The 18,836-nt window shown below is 52.2% G+C and carries 22 protein-coding genes and 2 rRNA genes; 2 read left to right on the top strand and 22 right to left on the bottom strand.

Going from position 1 to position 18,836, the window contains the following annotated elements; genetic code table 11:
- Nucleotides 1-13: 13 nt before the first annotated feature.
- From purR to NQZ67_RS25190, 10 genes are all read right to left on the bottom strand, one after another.
- Complete coding sequence (gene purR / locus NQZ67_RS25235; RefSeq protein ID WP_257451433.1) at nt 14-841, bottom strand: pur operon repressor; 828 nt, start codon at nt 839-841, stop codon at nt 14-16.
- A gap of 82 nt (nt 842-923) precedes the next feature.
- The gene (ispE, locus tag NQZ67_RS25230; RefSeq protein ID WP_257451431.1) at nt 924-1,778 is read right to left on the bottom strand and encodes a 4-(cytidine 5'-diphospho)-2-C-methyl-D-erythritol kinase; all 855 of its coding nucleotides are present in this window, start codon (nt 1,776-1,778) and stop codon (nt 924-926) included.
- A gap of 124 nt (nt 1,779-1,902) precedes the next feature.
- Complete coding sequence (locus NQZ67_RS25225) at nt 1,903-2,088, bottom strand: small, acid-soluble spore protein, alpha/beta type (protein ID WP_371825359.1); 186 nt, start codon at nt 2,086-2,088, stop codon at nt 1,903-1,905.
- Between the two features lie 162 nt (nt 2,089-2,250).
- Nucleotides 2,251-2,523, bottom strand: coding sequence for a biofilm formation stimulator Veg (veg, locus tag NQZ67_RS25220; protein ID WP_116050072.1), 273 nt, complete (start codon nt 2,521-2,523; stop codon nt 2,251-2,253).
- A 163-nt stretch (nt 2,524-2,686) separates the two neighbouring features.
- Nucleotides 2,687-3,586: a sporulation peptidase YabG gene (gene yabG / locus NQZ67_RS25215; RefSeq protein WP_257451426.1), complete on the bottom strand. Its 900-nt coding sequence runs from the start codon at nt 3,584-3,586 to the stop codon at nt 2,687-2,689.
- Between the two features lie 62 nt (nt 3,587-3,648).
- On the bottom strand, nt 3,649-4,578 hold the full coding sequence (rsmA, locus tag NQZ67_RS25210; protein WP_257451424.1) for a 16S rRNA (adenine(1518)-N(6)/adenine(1519)-N(6))-dimethyltransferase RsmA: 930 nt from the start codon (nt 4,576-4,578) through the stop codon (nt 3,649-3,651).
- A 1-nt stretch (nt 4,579) separates the two neighbouring features.
- A complete protein-coding gene (gene rnmV, locus NQZ67_RS25205) occupies nt 4,580-5,134 on the bottom strand; it encodes a ribonuclease M5 (protein WP_371825361.1) in 555 nt (184 codons plus the stop codon).
- A gap of 169 nt (nt 5,135-5,303) precedes the next feature.
- A complete protein-coding gene (locus NQZ67_RS25200) occupies nt 5,304-6,452 on the bottom strand; it encodes a resuscitation-promoting factor (RefSeq protein WP_257451420.1) in 1,149 nt (382 codons plus the stop codon).
- A 454-nt stretch (nt 6,453-6,906) separates the two neighbouring features.
- On the bottom strand, nt 6,907-7,686 hold the full coding sequence (locus NQZ67_RS25195; protein WP_257451418.1) for a TatD family hydrolase: 780 nt from the start codon (nt 7,684-7,686) through the stop codon (nt 6,907-6,909).
- Nucleotides 7,687-7,701: 15 nt separating this feature from the next.
- Nucleotides 7,702-9,021: an HD domain-containing protein gene (locus tag NQZ67_RS25190; protein ID WP_257451416.1), complete on the bottom strand. Its 1,320-nt coding sequence runs from the start codon at nt 9,019-9,021 to the stop codon at nt 7,702-7,704.
- Between the two features lie 266 nt (nt 9,022-9,287).
- Between NQZ67_RS25190 and NQZ67_RS25185 the strand changes: the two genes are divergently transcribed.
- Nucleotides 9,288-9,542, top strand: coding sequence for an AbrB/MazE/SpoVT family DNA-binding domain-containing protein (locus tag NQZ67_RS25185; protein ID WP_012772023.1), 255 nt, complete (start codon nt 9,288-9,290; stop codon nt 9,540-9,542).
- A 106-nt stretch (nt 9,543-9,648) separates the two neighbouring features.
- Here the strand turns inward: NQZ67_RS25185 and rsmI are convergent, their stop codons facing one another.
- The 10 genes from rsmI to NQZ67_RS25135 all read right to left on the bottom strand — a co-directional run bounded on the left by rsmI (nt 9,649) and on the right by NQZ67_RS25135 (nt 17,227).
- Nucleotides 9,649-10,545, bottom strand: a complete 897-nt coding sequence (gene rsmI, locus NQZ67_RS25180) for a 16S rRNA (cytidine(1402)-2'-O)-methyltransferase (RefSeq protein ID WP_257451410.1) — start codon at nt 10,543-10,545, stop codon at nt 9,649-9,651.
- Nucleotides 10,542-11,249 (bottom strand): tRNA1(Val) (adenine(37)-N6)-methyltransferase, encoded by a 708-nt coding sequence (locus tag NQZ67_RS25175; RefSeq protein ID WP_257451562.1) that lies wholly within the window; start codon nt 11,247-11,249, stop codon nt 10,542-10,544. Before NQZ67_RS25175 ends, rsmI begins: the two co-directional genes overlap by 4 nt.
- 123 nt (nt 11,250-11,372) lie before the next feature.
- Nucleotides 11,373-11,765 (bottom strand): initiation-control protein YabA, encoded by a 393-nt coding sequence (locus tag NQZ67_RS25170; RefSeq protein ID WP_257451408.1) that lies wholly within the window; start codon nt 11,763-11,765, stop codon nt 11,373-11,375.
- Between the two features lie 67 nt (nt 11,766-11,832).
- A complete protein-coding gene (locus NQZ67_RS25165) occupies nt 11,833-12,636 on the bottom strand; it encodes a PSP1 domain-containing protein (RefSeq protein WP_257451405.1) in 804 nt (267 codons plus the stop codon).
- A gap of 3 nt (nt 12,637-12,639) precedes the next feature.
- Nucleotides 12,640-13,617, bottom strand: a complete 978-nt coding sequence (holB, locus tag NQZ67_RS25160) for a DNA polymerase III subunit delta' (protein ID WP_257451403.1) — start codon at nt 13,615-13,617, stop codon at nt 12,640-12,642.
- Nucleotides 13,618-13,651: 34 nt separating this feature from the next.
- Nucleotides 13,652-14,095: a YaaR family protein gene (locus NQZ67_RS25155; RefSeq protein WP_257451401.1), complete on the bottom strand. Its 444-nt coding sequence runs from the start codon at nt 14,093-14,095 to the stop codon at nt 13,652-13,654.
- A gap of 14 nt (nt 14,096-14,109) precedes the next feature.
- Nucleotides 14,110-14,439: a cyclic di-AMP receptor DarA gene (gene darA / locus NQZ67_RS25150; RefSeq protein WP_257451399.1), complete on the bottom strand. Its 330-nt coding sequence runs from the start codon at nt 14,437-14,439 to the stop codon at nt 14,110-14,112.
- A 220-nt stretch (nt 14,440-14,659) separates the two neighbouring features.
- Entirely contained in the window at nt 14,660-15,295 is a 636-nt protein-coding gene (gene tmk / locus NQZ67_RS25145; RefSeq protein WP_257451397.1) for a dTMP kinase, read from the bottom strand.
- Between the two features lie 62 nt (nt 15,296-15,357).
- Nucleotides 15,358-16,911, bottom strand: a complete 1,554-nt coding sequence (locus NQZ67_RS25140; RefSeq protein WP_257451395.1) for an aminotransferase class I/II-fold pyridoxal phosphate-dependent enzyme — start codon at nt 16,909-16,911, stop codon at nt 15,358-15,360.
- 124 nt (nt 16,912-17,035) lie between these two features.
- Nucleotides 17,036-17,227 (bottom strand): sigma factor G inhibitor Gin, encoded by a 192-nt coding sequence (locus NQZ67_RS25135; protein WP_371825360.1) that lies wholly within the window; start codon nt 17,225-17,227, stop codon nt 17,036-17,038.
- Between the two features lie 226 nt (nt 17,228-17,453).
- Here NQZ67_RS25135 and NQZ67_RS25130 point away from each other — a divergent pair, with 226 nt between their 5' ends.
- Entirely contained in the window at nt 17,454-17,984 is a 531-nt protein-coding gene (locus tag NQZ67_RS25130) for a transposase (RefSeq protein WP_257451393.1), read from the top strand.
- A 541-nt stretch (nt 17,985-18,525) separates the two neighbouring features.
- Here the strand turns inward: NQZ67_RS25130 and rrf are convergent.
- A 5S ribosomal RNA gene (gene rrf, locus NQZ67_RS25125) occupies nt 18,526-18,642 on the bottom strand.
- Nucleotides 18,643-18,710: 68 nt separating this feature from the next.
- Nucleotides 18,711-18,836, bottom strand: a 23S ribosomal RNA gene (locus NQZ67_RS25120); the annotation flags it as partial.

Below are 18,836 nucleotides of genomic sequence, written 5' to 3'. Positions count from 1 at the left end.
GAATCCTTCCTCTCTAGCCTTTGAAATAGTTGCCCGGGACGACCTTCGTTTGTTTCGTCTTCATATCGACCGCAGTCAGCTTGGCGAGCGAGACATAGTCTTCGAGAAGACGCTCCTCAAGCTCGACCTCGCCGGATTCCACGAATACGCCGACGCCGGCGACCGTGGCCTTGAACTCGTGCAGCAAATCCATCATGCCCTGAATCGTCCCGCCGGCTTTCATGAAGTCGTCTATGATCAGCACATGGGATTCTTCCTTGAGCGCCCTGCGGGCAAGCGACATCGTCTGGATCCGTTTGTTGGAGCCAGACACGTAGTTGATGCTGACGGCGGAGCCCTCCGTTACCTTGTTGTCCCTGCGGACAATGACGACGGGAATGTTGAGGCACGCGGCCGTGGCGTACGCGAGAGGAATGCCTTTGGTCTCTACCGTCATAATGACGTCGATTCGGCGGCCCATGAACGCCGTCGCGAACATCCGGCCTACGTCCGCAAGCAGCTCCGGCTGTCCGAGCATATCCGTCATGTACAAGTAGCCGCCCGGAAGCACGCGGTCCGGCTGCTCCAGCTTGAGGCATACTTCTTCCATGATCTCGAGCGCAGTCGACTCTTTCATATGCGGCATATATTTGACGCCGCCTGCAGCCCCCGCCAGGGTCTGCAGCTCGCCAATGCCTTCTTCTTCGAACACTTCTTTTATAATAGCCAGATCCTCGCTGATCGAGGACTTCGCGGATTGATATCGGTCTGCAAATGCTGTCAATGAAATTAACGTGTGGGGACGAGATAATAGGTACTGCGTCATTTCTACGAGCCTGGAGCTCCGTTTTAACTTTTTCATAGCCATGTCCCCCCACTAAATCCGAATAATATATTGACAATATAACATTTTTATACGGATTTAATCAAGAAGAACGTCATGCCTATGTAAGCATTCTTACCACGTATACTTCTTTGCAGAAGCCTCTTAATCCGTTATAAATGCGAGGAAGCTTGGCTTCCTTCGATACGAGACCGAACACGGTCGGTCCGCTGCCCGACATGAGCACGCCGTCCGCTCCGAGACGCAGCATGCTTTCCTTAAGCTGCAGCACCTCCGGGTACAGCTCCAGAGTGACGTTCTCCAGCACGTTCCCGAGCCCGCTGCACATATCTTGGAACGATCCTCGGGCAAGCGCGTCCCGCATATTCGCGATGGACGGATGCTCCTTCAGCTCGTTCGCTCTCAGCTTCCCATAGACGTCGGCCGTCGAGACGTTGATCGGAGGCTTGGCGAGCACGACCCAGCATTGCGGCGGGTGGTCGATATGCTCGAGCTTCTCTCCTCTACCTCTGGCGATCGCCGTGCCGCCTTTCACGCAGAAAGGCACGTCCGAGCCCAGCTCGGCGCCAAGGTCGCACAGCTCGTCTTCCGAGATGCCGAGCCCCCACAGCCGGTTCAGTCCTCGCAGCGTCGCCGCCGCGTCGCTGCTTCCGCCGGCTAATCCCGCGGCTACCGGTATTTTCTTATCGAGATGGATATAGACGCCCTTCCTGACGTCGTAGCGCTCCTTGATCAGCCTTGCGGCCTGGAAGGCCAAATTCTTCTCGTCGAGCGGAATATAACCGACCTGGCTCGAAATGATGATCGTATCGCGCGGCAGCTCTTCCATCTCGAGCCGATCCGCCAGATCCACCATCGTCATGATCATTTCTACCTCGTGATAGCCGTCTTCCCTTTTCCGCAGCACGTCTAGAAGCAGATTTATTTTCGCAGGCGCTTTCTCGTATATTTTCATAAAGGTAACTTCTCCCGTTCGATCTTTAGCTTAAGCCCCATTATAACAAAGGAACACAATAAAAGCTAAACCCGCTGGGCCGCCTGATGATAGCCCGAGGTTTAGCTTCGTGTTCGAAAATGCTTTATGGTTGCTGCGACTTAGCCGCCGCCTGCTCCGCAAGCTGGATCGCCCGCTTCACCATGTTGCCGGCGTCTTTGGCTTTAATGCCTCCCCAGCCTTCCTCTTGCACCGTGTTATAGAACCCTAAATCCTTCGCCAGCTCGTATTTGAGCTGCTCCGACATGACGCCGCGTCTTCTGCGACCCACCAGCAATCCCTCCTGTTAACGTCTAAGTTGCCTTTCCTCTACGTTGCTAGTATGTGTACGCCGATCTGGATTATGCGGAAGGCCGGGAGGTCCAAACAAGAAAAAAGACGCAGATTTCTCTGCGTCAGCAGCCTCGAGAGGCTTGGCGAAACGAATGTCGATCTATTGTTGAAAAGCGATGCGTACTTGACCCTCATCATTGCACACGGTCACTTCCACGGATTCTGTCAGGATGTCCGCATAGCTGTAGGATACACGCTTGAACGCGTGCTGCTCCTCATCCAGCTTGACAATGAACACAGAAGGGTAGATTTCTTCCAGCGTGCCGGTCCGTTCAATGGTCTTTCGGCGACCACCGTTCGCCCGTAAACGGATTTTGGAACCTACATGAGCTTCCAAGCTGCGTTTTATATCCAACAGCGCATTTTTTGCCATTGTCAGCTACCACCTCTTTCCTTGTCCATTATAACCAAAGAAAGAGGATTTGTCAAACAAAGCAAAATATTATATCAGTAGGTCATTTCCCTTGTCAACGGTCATTTCATCCATTTTTAAAATTCCTACAGTCGATCGTTAGTTTCTCCCGTTATCCGATAAACTATGCATGGTAAGCCGTGCTTACCGCTCCCAATCCCGTCGCAGCTTTCGGCTTCGGCAAGCCTACGCGATATCTCCCCATCGTCTCGATGCCGCCAACCCCGTCAATGCCGCTGATCGTGCCGTGGATCACGTCATGCAGATTGATGGATTCGCGAATCGACGTATAACTGGATTTAATCGCGATATAGACGGGATCCAGCGCATGGATCAAGATGCGGCCGGGCGAGCTCGCGAAGTTCGATCCTGCTTGCAGCAGCGCCTCGAAATGAGATTGGCAGGCTCCGGCTATTACGACGAGGCCATCCCTGTTCTTCTCGTATTCCCTTGCGATCCGCACGGCGTTCACGAAGTTTTGGGAGTTCTTGTAGCTGCTGAGGCTGTACACCTCGTTCGGAGCCCGGTTCTTCAGCACGCCGTCATGTCCCGTAATGACGACGATATCCGGCTTGATCTGCGGCAGCAGCCGGTACAATACTTCCGCCATCTGGGATTCGTGCAGATGAAGCCCGTGCGCGGGAACGCGCATCGTGTTATATAACTGCATGCTCTTCTTCAAGTAGTTGTTGTCCCCGTCCAGGTGAAGCACTTTCCCCGGCATCTCGAAGTAATTCGCGTTCTGCTGCTGCTCGGGAAGCCTACTGGCCTCCTCCACGGCTAATCCTTGCCGCTCCCTGTCGGTGCGCATTCTCCTCAGCGACTCGTTCACTTTGATGCGTACCTGCTGGACCGCGCTGGTGGCGTCGGGATCGCGTACGACCGACAGATCAGGAATTGGCGCATCCGCCAGCAGCCGGTAGTCCGTGCCCTTCAGGACGGCGTTATAAGTACGTACTTCTTCGACACGGAACAACACGTCACCGCCATACGATTTGCGGACGACCAGGTCCCCTTGCTTCATAGGTCAATCACCTCTTCGTCTATCCTATGGGCGGATACGTCGAATGGTGACCAATTTCTGCACTATCCTCTCCAGCCAGCTTCCAGCATGCTTGTCGACAGCAGGGCGAACTCATCCAGCGACAGCGTCTCGCCGCGCCTGCCCGGATCGATGCCGATACGCGCGAGAAGAGCCGTCAGCTCTTCGCGGCGTTCCTTGCCGACGAAAGCGGTCAGATTGTTCATGAGCGTCTTGCGGCGCTGGGCGAAGCTAGCCTGCACGACGCGGAAGAAATGCTCCTCATCCGGCACGTCAACAGCCGGCTTGTCCCTCACCGACAGTTTAATGACCGCCGAATCTACGTTAGGCTGCGGGATGAACACGGTGTGCGGCACGGTGCAGACAAGCTTCGGCTCGCAATAATATTGGACGGCCACGCTCAAGCTGCCGTATTCCTTGCCTCCCGGCTTCGCGGCCATCCGCTCCGCCACTTCCTTCTGGATCATGACGACGATATGCCGCAGAGGGAGCTTCTCCTCCAGCAGCTTCATCAAGATCGGAGTCGTCACGTAATAGGGCAAATTCGCCACGACGCTGACGCCCTCGCAGCCCGTGAATTGCTCCCGGAACAGCTCCTTCAGGTCGATCTTCAGCACGTCACCGTGCACGATCGTCACGTTAGGCTTGTCCGCCAGAATATCGCCAAGTATCGGAATCAGCCTCTGATCGATTTCGATGGCCGCAACCTTGCCCGCCTTCTCCGCCAGCCGCTGCGTAAGCGCGCCGATGCCCGGTCCTATCTCGAGGGCTCCCGTGCCGCCTCCCAGCTCGGCCGCGTCGACGATCCGGCTTAATATATTGCCGTCGATCAGAAAGTTCTGTCCCAGACTCTTCTTGAACGAGAAGCCGTACTTCCCGATAATCTCCTTCGTGCGTTTGGGCGTTCCGACTTCGCCCGCTCCTCCCGGCTTAGCCTGCGGCTTGTCCGTGGCTCCTCCGCTCGTGCTTCCCATCCTACGATCCCTCCAGGTTCTGTTCCATTTCGCGCAAAGCATGCTCGAATTCCGCCTTCGTTATGCGGAAGCTTGTGCAGCGTTTGAAAAATTGTTTGCCGTTCGCGTAGCCGATGCCGAGCAGCTTGCCCATAAGAAGGCGCCTGTTCGCCGCATCCGGATGAACGATCAAGCCCGCGTCCATCAGATCGTCCCAGCCGATCTCGCCGGATCCGTCGTCCTTCGTCTCGGTCCGCAGCTCGGACAAGGCCTGGATAATTGCCTCCGGGCTTGCGTTCTCGATGCCGATATCGCCTTTGTAATAGGCCTTCTCCTGCGGCAGGAACGCATGCTTGCACCCTGGCACATGACGGGCGACGATCTTGCGAATCCGCTCTCCCGCATGATCGGGATCGGTGAAGATAATAATGCCTCTCCGCTCCATGGCCAGCGCGATGCGACGAAGCACGTCTTCGCCGATGGCGGAGCCGTTCGTCTCTATCGTATCCGCGTTTACCGCGCGTTTAATCGCGATCGTGTCGCTTTTGCCTTCCACTACGATGACTTCCTTAATCACTTGGTCCAATCCTTCCTTTGCTATCCCTAGCCTCAGCATATCCTACCTTCCGGAAACTTGCAAAGCATGCGGCTAGCCCTCCTCCGGAACTTAACACAAACGAAAGGGCTGCTTCTCGAGGTCCTGGTTGACCCCGAGAAGCAGCCCTTTCCCGGCTATTATGTACCGGTTAGCTCGCCTTCGGCTTATTCGGTCCAAGAATGTAGACGGTATAGCCTGTCTTCTTGCCGAACTTCGTCGCATGGCTTTCGCTGGCGAAGTAGATATCGATCTTGTTCCCCTTCACGGCGCTTCCCTTGTCTTCCGCGCGACGGAAGCCGATGCCCTCGATGTAGACCCACCAGCCGATCGGAATGACCTTCGGATCGACGGCGATGGTTCTACCCTCGGTAACGCGGGTGCCTGAAGCGGTAATGCCGTAGCCAGGGTCGCCTTCGCTCTTGCCGGTCGACTCGAAGCCGGCCGTATAGGCGGTTAAGGTGACGCTTTTGAGAACCTTCTTGGCTCCGAACGTATAGCCGTCTTTGGTGACGGTCATGACGCTCGGGCTTTTGCTAGACAGCACGGTAACTTTGGGCTCAGGCTTCTTGGTGCCTACCGCAATAACCTGATCCACCGCTGCCGTCTGAACGACTTCGCTGATATTCTTCTTGGATACAAGTACGCCATCCTCGTACTTCTCCTGAACTTGCTCGACCATAACGCCTTCCTTGCCGGTCTGAACAACTTTCTCTTGACCTTGCAGGAGTGTCGGGTCTTCCTTCTTCACGATAGAGAATGGCACGGTTTTCTCGAGCTCGGACACCTTCGTGTCCACACGCACTATAGTTACTTCGTCTTCCGCTTCCAGCGCTTCGTTCAGCGGAGGACTTATTTGATCTTCACTTCGAAGGGATAGATTCAGCTTCTCTATCGCCGCCTGTACCGTCTTCTCTGTCGTGTACACCGTTGATGTCTTGCCATCAGCCGTTACATTGACCGGAATCGCGTGTTCCACCACGATACGGTCCCCGTCCTTAATCGGTGAATTAAGCGGGACGGATACCTCGTCATGAGGCCCGATTGTAATAGCTTGTTCATCCAGTAGGCGTTGCAGGACCCATTGCTTCGTTTCCACAATGGTTTCTTGTCCATTCACTACTACGGAGACGCTCTTGACAGCCGTTCCGTACAACAACACCAAAAACATGAAAGTCATAGCGATTGAGATTGTAGCGCTCAAGATAATCAAACGCAGGTTTCCATGCTTCCATCGCATTGCGAAAGTCATGCTGGATGATCGTTTCCCATGGGTGTCCTTCATAGGGAGTAAGCCCACTTCTTCGGTCCTCCTTCATAGCCCCGCCGCCAAGTGTTACGCATGTTACAACTGACGCGACTATTTATAGATTGGCGTGCAAGCACGCGCTCCAGTAAGCTTAACTTCTCACCCCCCTCTTGATAACCCTATGACGACGATGTACCGTTTATTCTGGTATGCGGTGGAGATCGTCGAATGGAAGAACGTGTGGTAGGCGCCTTGAGCGTTCACGATAGGATGCGGGAGAGGAGAGAATTTGAGGTTCAAAAACCTGGATGCCTGACTGGAAATCCAATACAAAACGAAAAGCTCTGATTTGAATGATACCTTCATCAGAGCCTTGCTGTAAAGAAGCGATAAAATCCGATTTTTACGAAAAAACAAGGTAAAGTTTGAAAAATCGGTTGATTTCAGCTTCAAAAATCAGTTTTATTGCTTGATTAGTCTTTATTTCTCTCGTTTAATCCTATTTTCACTGGAGTCCAAAACATTTTTTACCGTTTTCGGTCGTGATTTGAGCGATTTCCTCCACCGTTTTCCCCTTAATTTCGGCTGCGGCCTCAGCCACGTAAGCCACATAAGAGGATTCATTTCTCTTCCCACGAAATGGATGTGGAGTCAGATAAGGGGAGTCTGTTTCGATCAATAAACGGTCCATCGGAACTCTCTCCAATACCTCTTTGGGTACCCTCGCATTCTTGTAGGTAACGGGTCCTCCGAATGAAATATAGAAGTTCATATCGAGGCATTGCTTAGCCGTCTCCCAGCTCCCCGAGAAGCAGTGCATCACTCCTCCAATTTCGGCCGCGTTCTCTTCCTTCAGGATGCGGACGATGTCCTCATGCGCGTCGCGGTTATGGATGACAATCGGCTTCTTCACCTTGCGGGCCAGCTGGATCTGCTCGCGGAATACGCGGTGCTGAACGTCCTTCGGCGACGTATCCCAGTGGTAATCCAGCCCAATTTCGCCAATCGCGACGACCTTCTTATGGCTGCACAGCTCCTCGATCCAGCCTAGATCCTCCGGCTTCATATGGATGCTCTCCACGGGATGCCAGCCGACCGCGGCATAAATAAAATCGTATTTTTCCGCAAGCGCCATCGTCGTCGGGATCGTCTCCCTGTCGAAGCCGATGTTGACCATAAGCTGGACGCCGGCGGCTCTCGCGCGCTCGATCACTTCCTCCCGGTCGCTGTCGAATTTATAAGAATCTAGATGGGTATGCGTATCGAATAGGAATGGTATTGTCATGGCTGTCAGTTCTCCTTACATGGGTGTAGGTTTCGTTTCATTCAGCCTGAACAGCTGAATCATGCGATCGGATAGAATCGCTTTTTTCTCTTGCAGAGACTCTTCCGGAAAGTACAAATGATATTGTCCTTGCCGCAAGCCCGTGATCGAACGAACGATGTCGGATTTCACGGAAATTTCGCTAATGCGGTCTTCGTTGTCCAGCAACAAAATCGGCGCTTTTTCCCGTTTTTCGCCGTTTTTCTGGTCTGGGCGATAAACATCGTACGGAAGGTCGAACGGGTAGTCGATTTCCATATGGTAATCGGGATGGAGGCCTGCGGAGAGCAGCGCGTCGGCTACTTCGGAAAGCCATGTTTCATCCGGGTTATCGATGGTTACATATTTATAGAGGCGTCTGTTCAGAAAGCGTCCGCATAAGTCGGCGAGCAGCTCGTCGGACTCCTCGGCCCATTCCGAGAACGCCGTCTGCGCGAGCGATTCGTCCAGCTTCAAATAATCATGCAAGCTAAGCGTGTTGTTCAATAGCTTCTCCAGAGGGCTGGCCATCCACCCGAAGGTATAGCCTTCCCGGTACAGCTCCTGCGCCCTGCGGAATATTTGCCTCAATATAATTTCCGAGCTACGGGTGACGGGGTGGAAATAGATTTGCCAATACATTTGATAGCGGGACATCAGATAATGCTCCACCGCATGCATGCCGCTTTCTTTGACCACGATTTTCCCCTGATATGGCCGCAGCACCCGAAGAATCCGCTCCAGGTCGAACGTGCCGTAATTGACGCCCGTGAAATAAGCGTCGCGAAGCAAATAATCCATGCGGTCCGCGTCCATCTGGCTGGATATAAGGCTGATGACGATCGGCTTCGGATACGTCTTCTGGATAACCGCGGCCACCTTGGCCGGGAAGTCTTCGCTTACTTGGCGGAGCACCGCATTGATATCCGTATCGCCCAGCAGAATATTACAGGTCCACACCTCGTGGTCCGTGTCAAAAATTTCTTCCAATGAATGCGAGAACGGGCCGTGGCCGACATCATGGAGCAGAGCGGCGCATAAGGAGACGAGCCTCTCTTCTCGCGGCCAGTCCGGGTAACCGTTACGTTCGAATTGCGAAATGATGCGGCGGGTAATTTCATAGACGCCAAGCGAATGGGAGAATCGGCTGTGCTCGGCCCCGTGGAAGGTCAAATACGTCGTTCCCAGCTGACGGATCCGGCGAAGCCGCTGGAATTCCTTCGTATTAATAAGATCCCAAATCGTTTGGTCTTGAACATAAATGTAATGGTGAACCGGATCCTTAAACACTTTTTCTTCCGTTAATTTCTCCCTCATTTCTTCATCTCCTTTGTTCATATTTTCGACACAACCCGCGCACTAAATGTCGAATAGTGTCGTCGAATAGTTTCCAAATTGTCGAAGCTGTTGTATTCTATTACAGAGCAATATTTTTACTATAACCCGAGAAGTCTTGTAATTACTGCAATTTGGAAGCAGTTTTATTGTTGACTGTTTTGGGAAGAGTTGGTATCATAGAAACATAGATTTCACAAACATTGTCGAACGATGACGAATGCATATTTTGGAGAGGACTGATAGATATGATGAAATCCACAGGTATCGTACGTAAGGTCGATGAGCTGGGACGCGTTGTTATTCCGATTGAACTGCGTCGTACTTTGGGCATCGGCGAGAAGGATGCGCTGGAAATCTATGTAGACGGCGAGCGCATCATGCTGAAAAAATATGAGCCGGCATGCATCTTCTGCGGCAACGCGGAGAACGTTTCCTACTTTAAGGGAAAAATTGTTTGCCATATTTGTTTATCAGAAATGCCTTCTCCTGTGACAAAATAAAAAAAATCGGTTATAATCAATTTATACCACCTTGTTAATTCTAACCTTTTTATACTCCTTTTTGCCTTCCTGCGCTAGAACCCGGCCAGGAAGGTCCTTTTTTTTCTCAGCGGTTTACTTCATTATATACGTCCCGCTTCGGGACCCCCCGGTCGATCGCCGTTTGTTTGATCGCTTCCTTGCGGTCCATCGTCGATTCATAATGAGAGACATGCGCCTCCACATCCAGCTCCGCCCACCAGACCTCATTCTCTCCCTGGCCGTCTGACTCTGATTCATTGGCTCCGTCTATAACGAGGCAAAATTCTCCGAGAGGCGAATGCTCCTCGAACCAGCCGATACATTCCGAGATTAATCCCCTGATCGCCTCTTCATGTTTTTTTGTTAATTCCCGAATAACGGCAATGCGGCGGTCGCCGAAGGCTTCAAGCATCGCGCTCAGCGTTTTGCCAAGCCGATGAGGCGACTCGTACATGATAAGCGTTGCTCTTTCTTTTGCAAGATCCTTCAGCCATTTGCCAAGCGTCTTCTTCTCCCGCGGAGGGAACCCCGCGAACAAGAACCGTTCCGTCGGCAGCCCCGACATAATAAGCGCGGAGAGCGCCGCGTTCGCCCCCGGGATCGGGACGACCGCAATACCTTGTTCCGCTGCTTCCGCGACAAGGTCGGCCCCGGGATCGGAAATCGCAGGAAGACCGGCATCGCTCACGAGGGCGATGGACTGCCCCTCCAGGAGCAAACGGATGAGCTCCGGTCCGCTGGCGCTTTTGTTATGCTCGTGATAGCTGACCAGCCGCGTATGGATTTCGAAGTGCGTCAATAACTTGCGAGTCTGCCGCGTATCCTCCGCCGCAATCAGATCCGCCTCTCTCAGCACGCGAATCGCCCGCATGGTCATATCCTCTAAGTTTCCAATCGGCGTCGCGACCAAATAGAGAGTCCCGCTTCCGCTCACGTTTGCGCCCGGGACCGATTCCGATTTATAGCTTCGTTGTACCCTCATACGATTTGGACTCCTTCATCGTTGTATACCATAATCGGCGGCAGCAGCCGAATATCCGGCTTCCCGTCGCGCGTTGCTTCTATTAATATCATGTTCGCTTCCGCTCCTGCATGAGGATGAACGAACTGAATCCTTTTGGGCTCCAGCTTCCATCGTCTTAACGACTCGAGAATATCGAGCATTCTGGCGGGGCGATGGACCATCGACAGCTTGCCTCCCGGTCTGAGCAGCCTGCAGCAAGCCTGTGCCAAATCTTCAAGCGTGCAATGAATTTCGTGGCGCGCTATGGCGTAATGCTCATTTTCGTTGTGATCGCCGGCCATTACCGGCATATAGGGTGGATTCACGGTAATCGCATCATAAACGCCGTTGCCCGCTACTTTCGGATAGGTACGCAGGTCCTGCTCTAGCACTTGAATTTGTTCCTGCAGCCCGTTAAGCTCCACGCTTCGTCTGGCCATATCGGCTAACCTCGGCTGAATCTCGATCGCATCGATCTTCGCTTTGGTTCTGCCCGACAGCAGGATCGGTATAACGCCGTTGCCTGAGCATAAATCCGCGATTCGTCCCCCGTTCTTCGGGATGTTCGCGAAACGGGAGAGCAGCACGGCATCCAAGGAGAAGCTGAACACTTCTCTGCTCTGGATGATTCGCAGCCCCGTATCGGTCAATAAATCATCAATGCGTTCCCCTGCGCCAAGCATAATTGATTGTTGTTCGGTCACGATTCGTCTCTCCTTTATTTCTTCCATCATAACGCACATCCCGCAAAAAGCAAAAAAAGACCGTCCCAGTAAGTAAGGACGGCCTGTCGATACGAGTTTCTCTTATTTGTTGAGGAAGGACAAGCAGAACAAGCAATCGCCCTCCGTCCGCAAGTGACCGTAGTACACATTGCAGATATGGAACCCTTCGTGATAGATCCGCGATAAATTATCATGTCCTTCTCCAACTGCCACGATGCTCTCCGCGATCCGACCCTCGCGAGACGGAGCCGTTCTCGGCTTCTTCGCCGCGCTTCGGGATGCGGTTACGGCTTCCCGCTCCGTGGCCGTCTCTCGCTTGAACACCTGTCGAAGCTGATGGTTCTCCATGCTGAGCCTGTTGTTTTCCTCCAGCAATTCCTTCACCTTCAGCTTGAGGGCGCTAAGCTCGGCATGAATCAGACCTACCCGGTTATCCAACTCATCCATCTGATCAAAAATATTCCTCTTCTCCAAGTTCCCACCCCAGAACTTCAAGCGTGAGCGTTACCTCACCTATTAGATTCAACTCTATCGTCTACATCTACTTCAGTACAACATCGTCCAGCGGCAATTCCTTCGGTTTCCCCGGGATATCGAACAGCTGCACGTATACGCTCTTCGTTCCCGCGTTAATGCCGGTTACCTTGCCTTCGCCGTAAGAGGTTACGACAATCTTGCCTACGGCCGGCAGCTCCTCGCGCACGCTCTCGTAGTTGTCATGCTCATACTTGAGACAGCACATTAATCTACCGCATAGCCCCGAGATCTTCGTAGGATTCAGAGACAGGTTCTGATCCTTCGCCATCTTGATCGATACGGGCTCGAAATCCCCAAGCCATGACGAACAGCATAATACGCGTCCGCAAGGGCCGATTCCGCCAAGCATCTTGGCTTCATCCCTTACTCCGATTTGGCGGAGCTCGATGCGAGTCCGGAAGACGCTCGCCAAATCCTTAACCAATTCGCGGAAGTCCACTCGGCCTTCGGCGGTGAAATAAAAAATGATTTTATTCCGGTCGAACGTAAATTCGACGTCAACCAGCTTCATGCGAAGCTGATGGCTCTTGATCTTGTCCAGGCATGTCGTGAAAGCATTCTTGGCCGCATTGCGGTTCTCGTCGACGACCTGGGCATCCGAATCGCTTGCGATCCGAATGACTTTCTTAAGAGGGAGAACAACATCCGATTCACCGACTTGCTTCTGTCCCACCACCACTTTACCGTATTCGATCCCGCGAGCGGTTTCAACAATAACATGCTGGTCCTTCTCGACGGGGTGATCGACCGGATCAAAGTAATAGATCTTGCCCGCTTTCTTAAAGCGGACACCGATGACATTATACAAGGATTAGCCCTCCTGTAGGTTTACCAATAATTGCTCAAAAGCGAGCTGAGGCGATACGTTCGCGCGTATCCGCTTGCCCGCTTCAAGAACATGCTCCATGCAGGACACCCATCCCGCGAAAGAGCGATCGTAAGCATGACTGCTTATCCATTCTACCTGATCTATAAATACAAGCTTGTCCTGCCTGCCGGCCTGGAACTGCGTTAAATCTTTGAACCAAAGTGTTAATAATGCAAGCAGCAGATTCGTCTGATTCGCCAAATCCGTCTTAAACAGCTGCTGCTGGGCAGTGATCATCGCCGCGGTGAATCGGGACATACTCTCCTTGCCTAATTGTATCACTAGGTTTCGGATTTCTGCAAACCCATTCTGCTGGAGAATTTCCCTTGCCCCATCCAGCCCGGAGGACAAGTGCACCGCGGCTCTCGCCAGAAGCGGCGAAGCACCCTCTTCCGTTAACCGTTCAAGCATCGTTTCGGGCGACATCGGCAGGAACGGCACCCACTGCGTTCTCGACCGAATAGTCGGTAGCACCGCTTGTCCATTATCGGTAATCAAGATAGCGACGATCGGGGATACGGGCTCCTCCAGAAACTTGAGCAGGCTGTTGGCTGCCTGCAGCGTCATCTTCTCCGCCGATTCGACGATATATACGATCCTTCCCGATTGCGTGCTCCGATACGACATCGAACGCTGCAGCTCGCGAATCTGGTCGATTTTAATGCTTTGCCCATCCGGCGCCAGCATGATCAGATCGCTTTGGTTGCCATGCTCGAATTTCCGGCATTCCAAGCATTCACCGCATGCGTCCCAGCCGTTTGCCGTACAGAATAACGCTTTGGCGAATTGCCGCGCCATCTGAAGACGGCCCGTTCCGGACGGGCCGTTGAATAAATAAGCATGAGATATTTTATTGCTTTGAAGGGCATGCTTCAGGATGCGCTGCGCCTTCCATTGTCCGTCCGCCAGTTCAAGGCCCATAACTTCTTCCTTACCTTTCCCAGCTCGATTCGCGTTAAAACATAAGGTTTATCAATATGCCGCGTATTTCGCCAATTTTGTTCAGCAGCTCGATTCTTCCTTCTTCGGTGTCGAGCAGCTCCTCGGCCATCGATACAAGCGTTGCGTCAATCTCGTCGAGCAGCTTGTAACGCTTGACCCGCCCGCGGCGGTCAAAGCCGCGCACTTCCTTCAGCCCAACTCCTCGTTTGATCGTATCCTCGAGGAACGACTTGACCATTTGGCGGTATAGCATGAGCTCCCGTACCGTCATGTTTTTCGCTAGGCGGTCGCCCTGCCTATGAATATCCTGCAGCTTGGACTGCAGTTGCTCTTGGCTTCGCTGCGCATCCTGCTGCACCATCACGTCCGCGAAGCTTGAGGACTGCACGGGCTTGGCCGCAGGATCCGTGTTGGTCCGGTTTTGCTGGGTTGGTCTCCAGCTTTGGTCAACTCTCATGTTGTCACACCCATTCAGAAGTGTTCGAATCGCTCCACTGGTACGACGAATACGGCTGCTCCGCCGATCTGGACTTCCACAGGGAATGGGATATACGAATCCGTGGATCCGCCCATCGGCGATACCGGCGTCACCAATTGATCGCGCACTTTGCAGTTGGCGCTGATGACTTGGAGAACCTCGTGCACGCGCTCGTCCTCGATTCCGATCATGAACGTCGTATTGCCCGCTCTCAAGAATCCGCCCGTACTAGCCAGCTTCGTAGCTCGGAACCCTTCGCGCACCAGAGCGTTCGATAATCTGTTGCTATCCTTGTCTTGAATTACCGCGATGACTAATTTCATCTTCATTCCCCCTTGAATACTTTTAGAATAGGTAATGAGAAAAACTTCTATCGAAGTCAATCCATGATGAACGACCGCGTTTAGAGGTAGTTTTTATCGTCAAATAGAATTTATATTCCGAAATCACGGAAAACTTATAAATTCTATTGTGATAAATGAATGACTAAGTCCCCTCTTCTCCAATTCAACTGTTTATTCTGTATATTTTGACGCGGTTACCCTATAATCCTGCAAATCTGCGGCTAATAACGTCGATTACCTCATTTAGCACGTTCTCCGGGCTTTGCTCCGCGTCCACGCGCGCGATTCGCTCCGGGAATTGGTCGAGCAGTAGCATATACCCTTCTCTTACCCGCTCATGGAACGAATGACGCTCCAGATCGAGCCGGTTCACCTCGCGTACCTCATTCTGTGCGATGCGCGAGAGGCCTACCTCTGGCGACACATCCATGTAAATCGTCAAATCAGGCATGACGCCGGCAATCGCGAACTCGTTGATCTTCCACACTTCGTCCATCCCAAGTCCTCTGGCGTAGCCTTGGTACGCTAAGCTGCTGTCGACAAAACGGTCGCATAGGACAATATGACCATCTTGCAGGGCCGGAAGCACCTTCTCCACCAAATGCTGCCTCCGGGCTGCCGCATACAACAAAGCCTCGGTCCTGGCGTCCATCGTCGTGTGGGCGGTATCCAGAATAACGCCGCGAATTTTCTCCGCGATGGGAATGCCGCCAGGCTCCCTTGTCACGACTACGCTTCTGCCCTTATGCTGCAGTGTATTCGCGAGCAGCCCAATGAGTGAGCTCTTGCCTGCTCCTTCTCCGCCTTCTATCGTAATAAATAACCCTTTGCTCAATCGTTCGTGCTCCTTACTTTTACGACAACTTGTACATTCATTGTAGCAAAGGGCTTCCCCATCTACAATGAAAGTTTGACGGAATTCGACCCGTCTTCATCTTTCTCTTCTATTAATATAGCGATTGTTGTCATCGTGTCGTCTTCGGCTCCTTGGAACCTAGCCCCCGTTCTGGCCAACCATTCTATTTGACTGATATGATGATTCGTAATGCGTTCTCCCGTATAGAGGATCGGAATGCCAGGAGGGTAAGGAATAACCATCTCGCCGGACAATTGCCCCCGTGCATCCTGCAAATGAACCCTTCGAGCTCCTTTCCCCGACATTCCATGTCTCGCAAAAGCTACCGGTTCGCTTACGCTGCTGATATCTTCATCCATGAGATCGAGCGATTGAATAGGCTCCGCCATTGCGCTGTCGCATCTTTCAGCATATTTAGCGTTTATATGGAGGATTGCCTCTTGAAGCCTTGGTATCGCTCCCCGGGCCGCGTGAGGGCCAACGACCAACAAAGAATATTTCGGATCCGCCATCTCCGCATAGCAGCCATGCCGTTCCAGCTCCTGCTGAATCTCGTAGCCGGACAACAATCCGTCTCTATCCATTAATAAGATTCTTAGCGGGTCATACGAAATAGATCGAACAGGACTATCCTCCCTCTCGGGCACCGTCAATCTGCTCGATTCCTCTTTCAGCCATTGACGAAATAACCGAACCGCCTCGATAGATTCACGAAATAGGTCCGGTCCAAGCTGCTGGGCTATTGCTCGGGAAATATCTAGCGACGCCATAATGGGGAAAGATGGGCTGGAGCTTTGAATCATGGCGAGCGTGTCCTTCAGCCTGCCGCGTGACAAAAGGCTGCCCCGCACATGCAGCATGGCGCCCATCGTCATGGCCGTAAGCGTCTTATGGGTCGACTGGACGACCGCGTCGGCCCCAGCCTGAATGGCCGAAGCCGGAAGCTCAGGATGAAATCCATAATGCGCCCCATGCGCTTCGTCTATGAGAAGAGGAATGCCATTGCGGTGGCACAGCTCCGCGTAACGCTCCATATTTACACTCATTCCATAGTAATTGGGCGTCGACAAAAATACGGCTTTGGCCTCCGGATATCGGATAATGGCCTTTTCGGTTTCTAGCAAGCTTGGCACCGTGGCAAGACCTGTAATCGACTCGCGCTCGGGCGTGAGGAATACCGCCTTAGCGTTGGCCAGCTTCAGGCCATTGATTATCGATTTATGTACATTCCGTTGAACAAGTATTATATCTCCAGGATCGCATACCGCCAGAATCAGAGCCAAATTTCCCGAGGTGCTTCCCCCTACAAGGAAATAAGTATCCTCTGCCCCAAAACATTCGGCTGCCAAGGCCTGCGCTTCCTTAATGGAGGATTCCGGATGATGGAGATCATCCGTCGTCGATAGCTCTGTGACGTCTAGCGCAAGTAGCGGACCGAAGTGTCTATTAATGGCTTCTTCTTGCTTGTCCAGCATGTTCAACGCATATTGCAAAGCTTCGTTCCCATGATGACCGGGAACATGGAAGCTAACGGGATCTTTGCTTGCATGATTCACTAGTGCTTGGTAAAGCGGTGCATGTAGCCGTTGCTTCACTGCTCCAACATCCTTCCTGTCCATTGAGCAGCTTTGAGCTGCGTTTGTTCTATTGTACTGATGCGAGCCTCGTCCGTAAACGGGAAGCGCACAGAAAAAAAACAGCCTCCGTCTCCAGGGCTGTTTACGCGTTTTTCTCGACGAATAGCTGCTTCATTTGATGAATGAAAAAAGGATATTTAGCATCTTTGACATCTGTACGAACCATTTCCGTCTCGCAATCGCTGCAGATAAAGCCCAATACGATACGTATGCCTTCACCTTCAGCTTTCACATTGCCGCATATGGTGCATTGGTGAGATCCGATATTGTCCATGATCATCCCCGCTTTCCTTGCCAATTATGATCTATTCCTATTATTATGCCACGTATTCTAGCGAATTATACTTGTTTCATAACCCATTTCAAATATTTATATATCATCATATGCGACAACTAGGCGAATGGTGAGCGGCGATTACCAAATTGTTTGTATTCACAACGGTATCTGACTTGCCGATATAAATAGTGGGACTATGTTTGCCAAAGGAAGGACGTCGTTCATGAAACAGAATCTATCCGAGCAGAAGAACGCGACGATCTATCAATACCAGCTGGTCAAAAAAGTCGTCGTAAGGTCCGAGCTTATCCTTAGCCATCTTATTATTGCCGCAATCTTCTTAGGCATTCAAATGCTCGTGTACGGCATGAACGGCTTGTTCGCCTGGCTGTTCGGATTCGCTGCCATTCAACTGCTGCATCTCGTTATCATTATCATAACCTTTATTTCCGTTACCGAAGCAGCCGAACGCAAATGGATCTGGCGCGTCAACCCTCCGTGGATAGGCTTTAAACCGGCCAACGATATATCCATAACCGTATTCCGCCGCGTGCACCGCCATCTGTTCTGGCTAGGCTTATGCATTATTGCGGTACTCTATCCATGGATTCAACCATCGTTAATGATCAGCTTGATCAGTTGGCATATCTGGGTCATCATTCCCCGCCTGCTTCTATCCGTTGCATTCCGTAAGCAGCGCAAGGACGGCATTCTTCGCCTACAGACAAGAGAAGCTTTCTTCTATCATCGTTAGAAGAGTTACTTACATAATAAATGCCCTGTCGCAAAAAACGATAGGGCATTTCTTTTAGGTCGTCCATTCGCACCGGCTGTAACTTTCGTGCTCTATGACGTCCATTCCGCACCGGCGATGAATCAGCTTCGAAGCTATCACATCGCCGGTCGGCGTCTGAACCTACCTCTAAAGACCGGGTCACGCTTCGTCGAATTACTTCGATCAACAAGGTTCAGACACTCTCCCAACAGGGAAAGTGAAGTCGCTACGCATAAAGGTCTGTCACAATTTACTGTGACAGGTCATTCGTGCTTGGCAACGTCCATTCCGCACCGGCGATGAATCAGCTTCGAAGCTATCACATCGCCGGTCGGCGTCTGAACCTACCTCTAAAGGCCGGGTCATGCTACGTCGAATTGCTTCGATCAAAACGGTTCAGACACTCTCCCTGTTGGGAGAGTGAAGTCGCCACGAAGATTTTCGCATTGGCCTAAGCCAAGTACGAAAACTTCATGCACACAAAAAGACCTGTCACAATTTACTGTGACAGGTCTTTCGTGCTTGGCGACGTCCTACTCTCCCAGGACCCTGCGGTCCAAGTACCATTGGCGCTGGAGGGCTTAACGGTCGTGTTCGGTATGGGAACGCGTGGTTCCCCTCCGCCATCGCCACCAAACGATGTTCAATGTTTGCACATTGAAAACTGGATACGAAAGTTTAGCTGAAGTGATCTTTAACTCATTTTAGGATAAGCCCTCGACCGATTAGTATTCGTCAGCTCCACACGTTGCCGTGCTTCCACCCCGAACCTATCAACCTCGTCGTCTTCAAGGGGTCTTACTAATTGGGAAATCTCATCTTGAGGGGGGC

Source organism: Paenibacillus soyae (assembly GCF_024623455.1).
GTDB lineage: Bacteria > Bacillota > Bacilli > Paenibacillales > Paenibacillaceae > Pristimantibacillus > Pristimantibacillus soyae.
The sequence above is the reverse complement of the archived record's forward strand: the minus strand, read 5'-3'. Positions and strand labels throughout refer to the sequence as shown.

Bases quoted from the DNA above. Each gene is read 5' to 3' on its own strand.
- purR (WP_257451433.1), bottom strand. From the start codon at position 841: ATGAAAAAGTTAAAACGGAGCTCCAGGCTCGTAGAAATGACGCAGTAC.
- ispE (WP_257451431.1), bottom strand. From the start codon at position 1,778: ATGAAAATATACGAGAAAGCGCCTGCGAAAATAAATCTGCTTCTAGAC.
- veg (WP_116050072.1), bottom strand. From the start codon at position 2,523: ATGGCAAAAAATGCGCTGTTGGATATAAAACGCAGCTTGGAAGCTCAT.
- yabG (WP_257451426.1), bottom strand. From the start codon at position 3,586: ATGAAGCAAGGGGACCTGGTCGTCCGCAAATCGTATGGCGGTGACGTG.
- rsmA (WP_257451424.1), bottom strand. From the start codon at position 4,578: ATGGGAAGCACGAGCGGAGGAGCCACGGACAAGCCGCAGGCTAAGCCG.
- NQZ67_RS25195 (WP_257451418.1), bottom strand. From the start codon at position 7,686: ATGACAATACCATTCCTATTCGATACGCATACCCATCTAGATTCTTAT.
- NQZ67_RS25190 (WP_257451416.1), bottom strand. From the start codon at position 9,021: ATGAGGGAGAAATTAACGGAAGAAAAAGTGTTTAAGGATCCGGTTCAC.
- NQZ67_RS25185 (WP_012772023.1), top strand. From the start codon at position 9,288: ATGATGAAATCCACAGGTATCGTACGTAAGGTCGATGAGCTGGGACGC.
- rsmI (WP_257451410.1), bottom strand. From the start codon at position 10,545: ATGAGGGTACAACGAAGCTATAAATCGGAATCGGTCCCGGGCGCAAAC.
- NQZ67_RS25175 (WP_257451562.1), bottom strand. From the start codon at position 11,249: ATGCTTGGCGCAGGGGAACGCATTGATGATTTATTGACCGATACGGGG.
- holB (WP_257451403.1), bottom strand. From the start codon at position 13,617: ATGGGCCTTGAACTGGCGGACGGACAATGGAAGGCGCAGCGCATCCTG.
- NQZ67_RS25155 (WP_257451401.1), bottom strand. From the start codon at position 14,095: ATGAGAGTTGACCAAAGCTGGAGACCAACCCAGCAAAACCGGACCAAC.
- darA (WP_257451399.1), bottom strand. From the start codon at position 14,439: ATGAAATTAGTCATCGCGGTAATTCAAGACAAGGATAGCAACAGATTA.
- NQZ67_RS25135 (WP_371825360.1), bottom strand. From the start codon at position 17,227: ATGGACAATATCGGATCTCACCAATGCACCATATGCGGCAATGTGAAA.
- NQZ67_RS25130 (WP_257451393.1), top strand. From the start codon at position 17,454: ATGAAACAGAATCTATCCGAGCAGAAGAACGCGACGATCTATCAATAC.